The organism is Cellvibrio sp. QJXJ, from assembly GCF_024452345.1.
GTDB lineage: Bacteria > Pseudomonadota > Gammaproteobacteria > Pseudomonadales > Cellvibrionaceae > Cellvibrio.
The window spans coordinates 2,189,621-2,203,604 of the sequence record NZ_CP101662.1; the positions used below are offsets into that span (position 1 = coordinate 2,189,621).

The window sequence follows — 13,984 nt, forward strand, 5'->3', positions numbered from 1 at the left end:
CGAAGTGAAAAAGATGCACCAAGGTTAACGCACCGATTCACCCGCTTCGGTGCGGTGTCGTACAGAGAGGGGTTTCAGGGGTTTGAGTGCCGTGCGGTTATCTAACGCGATACAGATGTTCTCGTATTACGTTAGATATGCATTATTTTTTTTCTTCATTTAAGGTTGCAGGGATAAAACCTTCAGCAGATAAGGCTCTAATGACACCGCGCATCAAGTAGTTATTACTAAAGCCGAAGGTATATTGGCGCGCACCATCGCTTACGGGTTGTAGCATTTTTCGCTCAACTAACTTTTTAATTTGATAAGTACGCTGATGCGCAGTCAAATGTGGCATTGCTTCTGCCAAATCAGCCGCTTTTGCAATGCCCATTTTGGCCGCTATGTGCAATATGCTTTCCTCTTGCGCGGTAATAAGCTCGCGTTGTTTTGCATAAGCCAATGCCGGTGTGAGAATTTTGTTACGCAAATAAGCAAAATCAGTTAGCTGATCAACTTTTCTCAGCTCATCTAAAATACCCGTTAGTACATAGGTACACCAAGCTTCTTGCCCCTCCGGTAAACCTGAATCAGCAAGAGCAAGCATGGAATAATACTTATCCCTATCATTGCAAAATACTGCAGTCGGATTCAGCACACGCCCACCAGCTTGCACATTAAAACCATACTTAATCAGCAAGGCATAAGTAAGCAGTCGCACCACGCGGCCATTACCATTACCGAAGGGGTGAATCCAACCGAAACGATGATGAGCCAGAGCCACTTTAATCAGATCATATTTAGGTGCATGTGGCTCATTAATAAATGCCACTAACTCCTGCATATAGGATGGTACTTGTATTGCGTCTGGAGGTAGATGCTCTGACTGCGATATGCGGACCGACCCCGCGCGGTAAGCACCAGGAGTGCGATCACCTTCCCGCTCCAAGTTATCTACCGTCATGGCATGCAACTCGCGAATAAAGTGTTCAGTTAAATTGGTGCCTTTTTCTATGGATTCCTCTACAAATGCCATCGCCAGCTCAATGTTTTCCATTTCACGCAAATGATCCGAGTGGTCACTGGCGCCATCCAACTTACTTTCGACATAATCGGCTAGTGTGGTGTGATTGCCTTCAATGCGAGCAGACCCCAAACTTTCCAGCATGTGAAAAATGCGCTTAAGCTGTAAAAACAGGAGGGCGGGTGTAGAGCCGCGCAACTGTAAACGGCGCAAATGCTCAAGCTCGGTCAATACATCAACCAAGGGGGAGTCAAACGCTGGGTTGGGCAACATCAAGTTATGGTGATTAAATCCAGGCATAGCATTAATTATCTGTAATGGTGTTACCGCGACATCTGTAATCTACTCAAAAAAGATCAATAGAGTCAAACAATTAGAAGAAAGAAGATAAACTTTTATCTGTAAAAAACCCTGTCAGCAAGTTGAATACACTCTTCACCCATCTTCAAAAAGTATCTACATAAAATAGAAACCCAACCACACCGCCTATGCGATAACACGAACCTCCACCCTTCGCTCCCTCGCATCATCCACCAACAGAATCCCCACGCCTTCCACTGCTACGCCATCAATCAGGATTTTGCTTTCACCCCCATCACCTTGAATCACTTCAATGCGATAAAGCATATTGCCAAAGCGATAATCCACCGAATAACCCGGCCAATCTTTCGGCAGGCACGGTTTGATATGCAGTTCGGTGCCGTGACGGGTGATGCCGAGCAGGGATTCAATCATCAGGCGATACAACCAACCCGCCGAGCCGGTGTACCAGCTCCAGCCACCGCGTCCGGTGTGGGGGGCGATGGCGTATACGTCGGCAGCGACCACATAGGGTTCGGCTTTGTAGAGGGCGACCGCAGCGGCGCTGTTGCCATGGTTGACCGGGTTGATGATGTTGAAGAGTTCCCATGCGCGTTGGCTATCACCCAATTCGGCGAAGGCCATGGTGGCCCAGATGGCGGCATGGGTGTACTGACCGCCGTTTTCGCGCACGCCAGGTACATAACCTTTGATGTAGCCGGGGTTCATGGCGGATTTATCGAAAGGTGGATCGAGCAGTTGGATAATGCCCTGGTCGCGACGCACCAAATGTTTATCGAGTGAACTCATGGCCTGACGGGCGCGCATGGGATCGCCTGCGCCTGACAGCACTGACCAACTTTGGGCGATGGAATCGATACGGCACTCGTCGTTAACTGCAGAACCCAAGGCGACACCGTCGTCGAACCATGCGCGGCGGAACCAGGCGCCGTCCCAAGCATGTTGGTCGATATTGTGTTGCAGTTTTTGAGCCTCACTCAGGCAGCGGTCAGCAAAGGCTTGATCCTGCTTCAGGTACGCAATGTTGGCGAAGGCGAGCAGCACTTTGTAGAGCATAAAACCGAGCCAGACGCTCTCGCCTTTGCCGTGAATGCCGACCAGATTCATGCCGTCATTCCAATCGCCCGAGCCCATGAGCGGCAGGCCGCGCTCGCCAAAACGCAGGCCGTGTTCGATGGCGCGCTGACAATGTTGATAGAGGCTGCCGGTGTCGCTGCTCTGCCCCGGCAGATCGTAATAGGATTCCTCATCGTCATTGAGCGCGCGACCGGTCAGGTAGTGCAACTGCTCGTCGAGCACGCCGGTATCGCCGGTATTTTGCACATAGTGGCAAGTGACCAGCGGCAGCCAGAGGTAGTCGTCTGAACAGCGGGTGCGCACGCCGCGCCCTTGCGGTGGATGCCACCAATGTTGCACATCGCCCTCGTGATATTGACGCTGGGCGGCGCGCAGCACTTGTGCGCGCATCATGCCCGGCTGGCTGTGAGCGAGTGCCATGGTGTCTTGCAGTTGATCGCGATAACCGTAGGCGCCGCCGGATTGGTAGTAGCCGCTGCGCGCCCAAAGACGACAGGCGAGGGTTTGATAAAGCAGCCAGCCGTTGGCGAGCACGTTGAAGGCGGGATCAGGCGTTGTGACCTGCACCGCGCCGAGGGTGCGCGTCCAGTAGTCATGCACTTTGGCCAGTGCAGAGCGGGCGGAACCCATGTTGCGCATACGCTGCGCCAGAGCGCGGGCCTGTTCCAGATCCTGCCCTGCACCGAGGCGGAAAATAATCTCGTGCGACTCACCTTCATCCAGCTCAAACGGCACCTGAATGGCACCGCAAGGGTCTAGCCCCGCGCCTAAACGGCCGGAGAGTCGCGTGCGGGTCAGTGCGTCCGGATTGCCAAGCGAACCGTTGCGACCGAGGAATTCGGTGCGGTCGCCGGTCAGACTGCGTGCATTGTCGTCCACATCAAAGAAACACACGCGCCCACCAAATTCGCTGTTGTAGGCGTTGCGCGCAAAGAGCGCACCGCTGGCGGCATCGATTTCCGTCACCATGTGCAAGGCGGATTTGGTACGCAGATCACCCAGCACCCACTCCACATAACCAGTGGCCGATAAGCGCCGTCTACGGCTGGATAAGTTAGTGACTTTGAGTACCGAGAATTTGACCGACTCCTCCAAATCCACATAGACCCACAGCTGCGAACAGACGCCATCTTCCGTGTGCTCAAATACGCTGTAACCAAAGCCGTGGCGCGTGACATAAGGCGCGTGGCCGCGTTTGGGCAAAGGCGTGGGCGACCAGAAATGGCCGGTCTCTTCATCGCGCAGGTAAAACGCTTCACCGCCGGCGCTGCCGACCGGATCATCGCACCAAGGCGTCAAGCGGAATTCGTGCGCGTTTTCGCTCCAGGTATAGGCCAAACCGCTCTCTGAAATCACTGTGCCGAAGTTAGGGTTGGCGATAACGTTGACCCAAGGCAGTGGCGTTACCTGCGCTTGGGTAGTGGTGATGATGTATTCGCGGCCGTCCGGGGTAAAACCGCCGAGCGGATTGGTGAGAATCAAGTCAGCGCGCGGGGCGATAGTGTGGGGCTGGGTCGTATCTTCAACATATTTGCGCTGATGAACCAAGCGCGCGACTTTCTTCTCGGCCAGGCCCTTCCAATTGATCTGCTCCGCCAAGCTGCCTTTAGTGCCGTCGATAATCGCCCGCGCTACGGATTGCAGCAGAATGCGATCCTCGTGGGAGATCTGCTCCGCCGAACGCACAAAAATCCCGCCGGGGCGATCAATCGCATGGCTTTCGCTGCCCGTGGCAATCAGCCCCATAATCTGGTCTTGCAGGCGTTGACGATAGCCAATGTGATCTTCATTCCAAATCACCAGATCGACCGATAACCCTTTCAAGCGCCAATAGGCATGACATTGGATTAGCTGGCGCGCCAGTTCGATATGGTCACCGCTGGCGATTTTAAGCAGCACAATCGGCAGGTCGCCGGAGATGGCGTAACCCCATAAACCGGACTGGCCGCGCCGGTTCTGGATCAGAACACTCCCCTCGGCGCGCAGGGCGGCGTGAGCATAGAGCACACTGCTGGCCAGGCGGCGATAAATCTGCGCATCCGCCTCGCTGGCATTGATCTGGCGCAGGGTCACACCGCTGTGAGTCGCAGCCAGATCAAAGACGCGGTCGGCCAAGTGGCGATCCTGATAGCGACTTACCAACGTCATGCAGGCGTCGCGGTTATCGGCGGTGCCACTGACCAAATCGAGTGTGGCCACCTGCCCTGCTTCCAGCGTAATGCGACAGCGGATGGCAACAATCGGATCGAGTACCGAGCCCTGGCTGCCGGAGAGTTCCCCGCCGCTGGTAACCGCTTGGGGTTCAACCAGAGTGCGGCCACGGCCGGTAAACCGCAGCCGGTCAGTTTCGTAAGAGAACCGATCCACCGGGCTGCCGTTGGGCGACAACAAATGGAACATCCAGGGCGTGTGCTCACCCACCGAGCGCGGGCGACGGGTGCAGAGTAGCGCGCGTCGTTCGGGCAAAATTTCGGTCTGCACAAACAAATTGCCAAACGCGGTTTGGGTGGCATCCGCCGCTGGTAACGCCAGCACCACTTCGGCGTAGCTGGTGAGTTCCAGGGTGCGGGTGCGCGACGAGCGGTTGGTGATGCGCAGCCGGCGCAGCTCTATATCGTCCTCGGGGGAGACCACCAACTCGGTGTAGGTTTCGATGTCATGGTCACGGCGGCGGAATTCCGCGCGGCCTTCGGAGAACATCGCCTCGTAATTGTCGGCGCGTTTGAGTGTGGGTTGATGGCTCGCCGACCAAAAGTCACTAGTAGTGGCATCTCGCAGATAGACAAACATGCCCCAGTTGTCGCGCGTTGCATCCTCCCGCCAGCGGGTCACGGCAAGGTCTTTCCAGCGGCTGTAACCGCCACCGGCGTTGGTGACCATCACCTGATAGCGACCGTTGGATAAGAGTTGCACTTCTGGTGTTGGTGTATCCGCCTCCAACGGTGCGTAGCTAGCGGTTTCGACTTGATCGAATATCGCAGCACCTTCGGCATGTTCGGCGACATGGGTATGCAGTACCGATGCTTTGGGAATGCGCTCCTGCAATAACAGCAAGGTCGCCTGCAATAGCGGGTCCGCCTCAAACCGGCGCTGCATGGGGCGATCCAATAACAGATAGGCAAGCGCCAGCAAACTCATGCCCTGGTGGTGGACCATAAACGAACGCACGCAGGCGCTGGCCTGGCCGCGCGCCAAACGCGACGGGGTGTAATCCACCGCTTCATAAAACCCGAAGCGGCCTTCAACCCCATTGCTGGCCAGCTGTTCCAGATTCTCGCAGGCTGCCTCGGGTGCAACCATCAGCGCCATCACTGTCGCATAGGGGGAGATGACCATGTCCTCCGCCAAGCCGCGCTTGAACCCTAAACCGGGCACCCCAAAGGCGTGATATTGGTAATTCAGGCTGGCATCAAAGGTGTGATAGCCGGACTCCGACACTCCCCAAGGCAGGCCACGCTGTTTGCCGTAAGCGATCTGGCGGTTGACGGCGGCGCGACAGGTTTGATCGAGCAAGGTGCCCTCATAGCTGGGCATCACCAGCATCGGCATCAAATACTCAAACATCGAGCCACTCCAGGAAACCAATACCGGCTCGCCCTCGGTCATGGTGCGCAAACGTCCCAGGGCAAACCAACTCTCCTGCGGCACCTGGCCCTGGGCGATGGCGACAAAGTTACACAGGCGCGCCTCGGAGGCGAGCAGGTCGTAAAAGCTGTTATCGCGGCGATAATCGTCGAGGTTGTAACCCACCGCGATCAGGTGGCGGGTACGGTCATAAAGGAAGCCGTATTCCATCGCCGCAAACTCGTGAGCCTGAGCCACCAACTCCATACAGGTGGCGATACGTTCGCTGGCGCGCTGGCTGGCGGTGTTGATCAAACCGCGCAATTCCAGCAGCCACTCCCGGTCGGCCGGGGTGCCGGGGCGCAGCAATTGTTCATCCAGCAGCGGCATCAACCGCTGACTGTAACCCGCCAAACTGCGCAGGCTGGGAATGGCATTCAGGTTGGCGGCAGGCTCGCTTTGCACCAGGCCAGCCATAAACCCAGTCAAGGCCGGGGGTGTCGGGCGAAATGACAACCAGGGCGCAAAAAACAATAACTCGTCCAGCGCCGCGCGGCTCTGCTGTGCCAGTGCCTCGCCCCAGCTTCGGGCTTCATATCCCAGAGTCTCTGCTCCCAACATATCGTTCAGCAGCGCGCCGCTCACCGCCAGTTTTACCTGGGGTTGGGAGGTTAAATAGGCATTGATGGTAATGGCCGCATCATTCACCGCTTTTAAGCAATGCATGAGTGATAACAAGTTGGTAGTGCGCTCGCCCTGGTTGTGCGCGCAGGCGGCACTGAGCAGGCTGCGCATGCGGATAATGCACGCCTGAACGGCATGGGGCAGGTCGTCCTGCATGTGGGCAACTTGCAAGCTGTCGGTGAGTACAGCGAGCGTATCCGCCAAGCCCTGAAAGACCCGCTCATGGGGAATTTGGTGATCCGGCAGCGCTACCAGCCCGGCGCGCAGGGTGAGCAAATGGCCTGCGAGGTTGCCGCTGTCCACCGCGGAAATGTAGCGCGGCGGCAGCGGCTGCAGGGTGACTGTGTCATACCAATTAAAGAAATGGCCGCGATAACGCTCCAGCTTGCTCATGCTGCCGAAGGTATTGGCGGTGCGCTCGAGCATCACATCGGCGGAGATAAAACCGAAATCGTAGGCGGATAAGTTACCCAGCAGCGCCAACCCGATATTGGTGGGCGATGTGCGGTGGGCAATCACCGGGCCGGGATTTTCCTGAAAATTATCCGGCGGCAGCCAGTTGTCTTCCGCCACCACAAAACGCTCAAAATAGGCCCAGGTTTTACGCGCGATTTTGCGCAAAAACTGGGTCTGCTGCTCCGATAAACTCGGCTGCCTGCGCACCAGGGGGCGGCCTAACCACCACACACTGAGCGGCGCGACAAACCATAACAGCAGCAGCGGTGCCGCGACGAGCAAGGCAGCAGGCTGCACAATTGCCAGAGTAGCGGCGGTCGCCAGCGCGATTACCGGTGCCGACCAGAGCAAGTTCCAGCTCGCCGCCAAACCACCTTTGATTTTGCGTTCCTGCTCCGCCGAGGTACACCATTCCAGCAAGCGCCCCGGCGCAAACCACAGGCGCCACAAGCTGCGCAAAATGGCGGTCAAACTAAAACAGGCCTCATGGGGCAAACCGCTAATGCGGAACAGCGCCTGCAAAAAATGGCGCCGGGCAGTGCTCGCCACCGCCGCCAAATGCTGCGCCCAAAATACTTCTTTGGGTTTGCGCAGTGCATCCACCAGCAGGGCTAATACCGGCGGTAGCAGCACTATGCCTAACACGGCAAGCGTCCAGAGCGCTGGCGCCGGCAGCAGCGTCCAACCGGTTAACAGCAGTAACAACAGCGCGACCGGCGCCATGCTGCGCAACAGGTTGTCGGCAATTTTCCAGCGCGATAAGGCCGACAGCGGGTTCGTCAATGTTTCCCCATTGGCACCCGGCACTCGCGGCCAGAGCCAGCGGGCGATTTGCCAATCCCCACGCAGCCAGCGCTCGCGCCGCGCCACATCCAACTCGTAACGGGCGGGAGAATCCTCGTAAAGATGGACATCGCTCAACAAGCCCGCGCGCGCATAACAGCCTTCCAGCAAATCGTGACTGAGGATGCGATTGTCGGGAAAACGCCCGCCGAGCACTTGCTCGAAGGCATCCAGATCATAAATGCCCTTGCCGATAAACGAGCCTTCGCCGAACAGGTCCTGATACACATCCGACACCGAGCGGGTGTAAGGGTCGATACCCGGTTCGCCGCCGTAAAGCTGCACATAACGCGAGCAATTAGCGGCCGACAAAGTGGCTGCCATACGCGGCTGCAAAATGCCGTAACCCCGGCTGATAATGTGTTTTTCCGGGTCGTAAACCGGCTGATTGAGTGGGTGAGCCATGGTGCCGACAAACTGGCGAGCGGCGTCGCGCGGCAGCTGGGTATCTGTGTCCAGCGTGATCACGTAGCGCACTTTGGGTAAGGCGGTCACATCACCCACAATTAATGAAAAAGCCTCAGACCCCGCACTGCCCTCGCGCAATAGTTGGTTTAAATCCGCAAGTTTGCCGCGCTTGCGTTCATATCCCATCCAGCGTTCGCACACGGGGTTCCATTGGCGCGGGCGATGAAATAGAAAGAAGCGATTGCAGCTATTGCCGGTGCGGGTAGCTGTTGGTGGATATGCCCTGTTGAGCTGTTCGATACCCTCACGCGCCCGGCTTAACAAGGCGTCATCACCCGGTAGGGATTCATTGTGGGCATCGCCAAAATCAGTGAGCAGCCCAAAATACAATTGCTCGTCGCGATTGCCCAAAAAGCGCACTTCCAGCGCTTCCAGCAAGTCATCAACTCCCTGTTGGCTGGTCAGCAACGTGGGCACTACCACCAGCGTGGCCAGGCTTTCCGGTATGCCCTGCTCAAAATCCAGGCGCGGCAAACGTTTGGGAATCACCAGCAGCGTGACCAGCCAATTCACCAGCGCGGTCGCAAGCGCCGTGGATGCAAACACCGCCAACACCACCATCAAACCCAGCGACCAACCGGCCATTCCCGCCTGCTGCGCCAAGCCAGCAAAACCGGCCGAGACCAGCACTACCAGCGCCAATATTGCGCCGAGATACAAGGGCAAGCGCACCCGTGCGCAGCCACGCCGCAATCGCTCCCACAGCGGCAAACGCGCCGCCACAGCGTGTTCCAATTGCGCCAAACCGCGATCTACCAGGTAGTAACCAACATGGCGGGCATGAGCGGCAGAATCACTGGCGTGTTGCGCCAATTCAATCGCGACACGGGCAATGCCCGCCTCGGAAATTTTGCTGCGCTTGGCAAGGCGATCTATCACATGGCGGTATTCATCGCGCGTCGCAAAATCCATACGGCGATACACATCATCCCTGTCCTCCAGCAAAATCTGCTCGACGATGCTCATGGTCTCCACAAACACCCGCCAGTCGTAAGCGCCTAAAAAACGCAAACTGCCAATGCTATTGCTAATGGAGACTTGATCAACCGCCTGCTGCTGGGTTTCCGCCTGCACCATCTGTTCAATGGTCAAACTTTCTTCTGCCAATCGCTGCTCAATCCAAGTCAACGGCAAGGCCAATGCGGGGCCGTGCCCCTGCAAACGGCGCACTAATTCAGCGACAAAGGCACTTACCATCGGCGGGTTGGAGCGCGCCATATCGGCGATGACGACAATTAAATTTTTCGGGTCGCTCTCGGCCACCTCCACCATTTGACTCGCCCATTCGCGCGCCAAATTGAGATAGGTGCGCGCATTGGTAATGCGCAAACTCACGCGGCGCAAATTCTCAATCAGTGCCAGGCGCAACATAATCGGAATCGCCCAGAGTTCGCCGAGCGTTAGCGGGGTGACGGTTTGATAAGCCGCGACAAAACGGCTGAGAATGTCGGCATCGATACGGCCATCACCGTGGGCGATGGCGGCGAGCGCCAGATCATAAACGCGCGGCAACCCGGCGGAGCGCCCCGCGCTTAAACGTGGCAATTCGCGGCTGTAATTTTTGGGGAAATGGCGTTTGGCAGTGCGGATTTGCTCTTCAATCATGTAAAAGTTGTCGAGCAACCACTCACCCGCAGGCGCGACGCGCGAACGCGCTTTTACCGCCTCCGCCAGTAACTCGCAACCGCTAATCAATACTTGTTCATTTTCATCCAACCGCGTCAGCAAGCGGTCGCGCGTGCGCGCTTTACTCAAACTGTGCTCACTCGCCAACACGCGACCAAAATGTTCCATCTGGTCGGCGCTGAATAATTCTGCACGCAGGGGATTCAGATCCTCCGGTCGCGGCGCACGCCGGTCGTGTATTCGCCCGCGCCAGGAACGAAAACCCGCTTTAACATTAAGGCCAGCAAGGCCAGATTTAGCGCCAAAAGTAGAGCGATCAGAAAGGGACAGGGTTTTACCCAAGCGCGTATTCAGCATAATAGAGCCTTGAAAAAAACATGGTTCTATAGAGCCTGACCAATCCGCGCCGATCTGTCTGTTCGTTAGCTAGCTTTAGCGAATCATCAACGAAAACCCTGCGCAAAAATCCCCCACACGCGGGGCGAACCGCCGCGTCACGCTGGATATAACACGCCGTAGAAAATCCGCCCGTTAAAACAGTCGTTCTATACGCCGCAGTTGTACACGCACTGCATTCTTATTGGGTTCATGGCGATGCCGGTGATGTGTTTTTTTATCATCTTCATCAAGATAATTCTCCACCAGATTCGCAGATTTGTGCGCACGAAAACCAGACTTTCGTGGCTGGGCACCTAATTCATAAGAATTTTTTTCACTATTAGAAAAAATATTTTTATCGCCATTAATATCTTTTTTCATTTCTCTTTTCATCGATAAACCCGTCCGTAAATTTATTGCCTGGCTGCCGACGACTAATCTGACCACTTATTATTAACATCTTGTGACGACTGGTGATGCAACGATAATTAATAATGGGCGCAGCGTTAAAGGTGCACTGCCATGAAAACTTTATTTACCGAAAATAAAAAATTCATACGCAACACACAATCGAACAATAAAGCGGGCATTTACGAAGATCAGTGCGCTAAACCGCATAGATAAAACAATCTGTGTGTGTTTTCGTACAGACTTGATCGGCTTCAATTCATATGGTGAGGGTTCACAAACTGACTGGAGCTTGAAATGGAAACTCAATTTGCACAACGCCCTGAAAATAATTATCGCGATGGGACATTAAGTACTCAGCCAGTAAATGACAGCGCCGTTGCATGGTGTGCTGTGTTTGCCGGTGCAGTCGCGTCTGCCGCGCTGTCGTTAATTTTATTATTGTTAGGCACCGGCTTCGGCCTAACTCTGGTTTCCCCCTGGGCCAGCGAGGGCATTAGCGCCACCACGTTTGGTGTGACCAGTATTATCGGCATCACTTTAATATCCTTAGCGGCCTCAGCGCTGGGCGGGTACCTCGCAGGCCGGTTGAGAACCCGCTGGTTTAACACACCCAACGACGAAGTGTATTTCCGCGATACCGCCCACGGGTTTTTATCCTGGGCAGTGGCAACACTAGGCACCGCCGCATTACTCACCGGTGTGATTGGCAGCATTGTGGGTGGCGGCGTTAAAGCGGGCGCAAGCGTTGCGGAAGGTGCAGCCACTGTTGCAACCGGAGTAGCGGCAAGCGGTGCCGCTGCAGCACTGATTGAAAACAATAGCGAAGGCGATACCACACTCCCTTATTTGTTGGACTCACTACTGCGTAAAGATGCCACCGCAAGTTCTGCAGCCGTTTCCCAACAGCCAATCATTAATCAGGAAACACCTGCTGAAGGGCAACCCGCCTTAGCACCTGCACCTGCACCTGCACATGCACCTGCAGCAGAAAAAAATGACGCAGCATCCACAACACAAAACGATGCAAACAAAGGCGAACTTATGCGCATTTTTGTTCACGGCATTGCAACAGATTCCCTCCCCCAAGACGACGTGCAATACGCCGGTCAACTGGTTGCGCAAGCAACAGGCATAGATCAACGCGCCGCTGAACAACGAGTAACTGATGCTTTCACAACCTTACGCCAAAAACTGGAAGACGCTGAAACAGCAACACGCGCCGCAGCCGATAAAGCCCGCGAAGCATCGGCCTACACCTCGTTATGGTTGTTTATTTCATTATTAAGCGGCGCGTTTATCGCCAGCTTGATGGCCGTATTCGGCGGACGCCAACGCGACTTTAACTAACATTATTTTTTATTAAGGAGAAAAATATGCGCTCTATACTTTTATTCATGCTGGGCATTCCAATTCCCATTATTATTCTTATCGCTATACTGTTGTAAGTTCCAAAAAAAAGGCCCGGAAGTGATTCACTTTCGGGCCATTTTTTATTGCTAAACAAAACATTTTTATCAGGAACGATCCGCCCCCTAACAACCTCAACGATTGATTCCCCCCCCTCGCATACCCAACCCACATAAGCCAACGCTCTGGCAATCCCCTAAGATTCCGCACTGTGGGGAAAGCGTAATGGGCGGTAATTACATTGGCGGGAGAAATTTGTTATCAACGGAAACTCTAAATTATTCGTCATTCCTGCGAAAGCAGGAGCCGTAGACCAGCGCAGCTAATCCAAGTTATTGGTTTTTATGGATACCCGCGTTCGCGAGTATGACGGAAAGTGACTACTGCAGAGCCGCCCTAGCCCACCTATGCGTCAGCACGGAAGGATAAAAATAGAGGCCGTATATCTACGAAGTTATTAAGCCGTGTATTTTCAGCTTTATCTGTATTGATGACTAAGATACTGTCGGATCTAGCAATTTTTAAAGGCCGGGGTTAATCTTCCCGCAAATATACGGCTTTGGTCGTTGAATAAACTGTTATGTATGCTCAATTTAGGGAATTGTTCAATGGTTAAGTTTGTTAAAAAAGTAATCTATTCATTAGTACTGATTGCACTTTTGGCTAGCGCTATATATGGCTATCTTAGCTACAAGGAGTCAATTAAAGATGACTATAAGTTAGGTCTTTACACCACAGAAAAATGGAGATGGACAGATAGTAAAACAACTCTCAATCAAATTACTTTCGATAAAGACCTTGGAAGATCAGTGCTTAGAAGGGTCTATGTTTCCTCGAATCACATCATCTACATATATAAAAACGATGATTTCTCAACTACAACTGGAGTCGCCTTTCCTGCCAAATGCGAACCGGGCGCAATAATTGAAACCAAGCAAACATTCAGTGACGGAAAACCGAAACAATTAACCTGTCTACCTAATGGGCTACTTTATTATTTTAGTGTCAACTGGCCGGATACTGATAGACCCTATTTGCCTTGGTCGGAAGATTTTGGGAAATATAAATTCACCGAAAGATTTAATGGTTGGCCTTTTGACATACTAGAAAAAGAGTTCGCAATACTTCACTCAGGTAAATAATTTCTTAATCACTAGCTTAAATTAGTTATTTATTAAATTTGGCTGGTTTTTTCGTGCCATTTATTACGCCAAACTTTACATAACAAAGTGCTTCAACCCGCGCACTTCGTGCTCTGGACAGTTTGTAAGAAAAATCAAAAACAAACCTCAAAGGATGCTCTATGAATAGTGTAGATCACAGTAAATGTAAAAACTGTCAAAAAGTGCAACATGTATCTAAGTTAAAGCAAAATCCTGACCCTGATATAGTCGGAATGGTTTGTATAGATGAAGAGCTATGTAAAAAAGAACAATCAAGTCAAAAATCAGCGGAATAACATTATGAGAAAAAAATTTAAATTTATCGTTGCTATCGCAATTTCATTGCTTTCATCTGCGGTATTAGCAGGTGTATTAATGTCCCAATGGACAGAGGGAACCAGTAGGTTTTGCAAATATAGTGACGGTGAGGTAATAAAAATTAGTTTTGGCGAAACGTGTCCAAGCACAAACTAATCACATACAAGCGACTGCAGTAAAAAACCCAACCAAATCATCTGGCCTGCTGATTATTTCAGTGACCCACCACTACCATTTCTAACCGCCGTAAACTCTACGGCGGCTT

At 53.5% G+C, this 13,984-nt stretch carries 7 protein-coding genes; 4 read left to right on the forward strand and 3 right to left on the reverse strand.

The genetic code is table 11. The features are described from left to right. Positions 1–142: 142 nt before the first annotated feature. The 3 genes from NNX04_RS09560 to NNX04_RS09570 all read right to left on the reverse strand — a co-directional run bounded on the left by NNX04_RS09560 (position 143) and on the right by NNX04_RS09570 (position 10,813). Positions 143–1,303 (reverse strand): Fic family protein, encoded by a 1,161-nt coding sequence (locus NNX04_RS09560; RefSeq protein ID WP_151058946.1) that lies wholly within the window; start codon positions 1,301–1,303, stop codon positions 143–145. Between the two features lie 186 nt (positions 1,304–1,489). Further along, positions 1,490–10,399: a GH36-type glycosyl hydrolase domain-containing protein gene (locus NNX04_RS09565; protein ID WP_261948267.1), complete on the reverse strand. Its 8,910-nt coding sequence runs from the start codon at positions 10,397–10,399 to the stop codon at positions 1,490–1,492. Between the two features lie 174 nt (positions 10,400–10,573). After that, the gene (locus tag NNX04_RS09570; protein WP_261948268.1) at positions 10,574–10,813 is read right to left on the reverse strand and encodes a hypothetical protein; all 240 of its coding nucleotides are present in this window, start codon (positions 10,811–10,813) and stop codon (positions 10,574–10,576) included. Positions 10,814–11,125: 312 nt separating this feature from the next. On the opposite strand from NNX04_RS09570, the gene NNX04_RS09575 reads away from it, so the two are divergent. The 4 genes from NNX04_RS09575 (at position 11,126) to NNX04_RS09590 (ending at position 13,875) form a co-directional block, all read left to right on the forward strand. Next, positions 11,126–12,178, forward strand: a complete 1,053-nt coding sequence (locus tag NNX04_RS09575; RefSeq protein WP_261948269.1) for a hypothetical protein — start codon at positions 11,126–11,128, stop codon at positions 12,176–12,178. A gap of 668 nt (positions 12,179–12,846) precedes the next feature. Next, positions 12,847–13,380: a hypothetical protein gene (locus NNX04_RS09580; protein WP_261948270.1), complete on the forward strand. Its 534-nt coding sequence runs from the start codon at positions 12,847–12,849 to the stop codon at positions 13,378–13,380. Between the two features lie 161 nt (positions 13,381–13,541). Next, positions 13,542–13,697, forward strand: a complete 156-nt coding sequence (locus tag NNX04_RS09585; RefSeq protein WP_261948271.1) for a hypothetical protein — start codon at positions 13,542–13,544, stop codon at positions 13,695–13,697. A 4-nt stretch (positions 13,698–13,701) separates the two neighbouring features. Next, complete coding sequence (locus tag NNX04_RS09590; RefSeq protein WP_261948272.1) at positions 13,702–13,875, forward strand: hypothetical protein; 174 nt, start codon at positions 13,702–13,704, stop codon at positions 13,873–13,875. Positions 13,876–13,984: the final 109 nt, after the last annotated feature.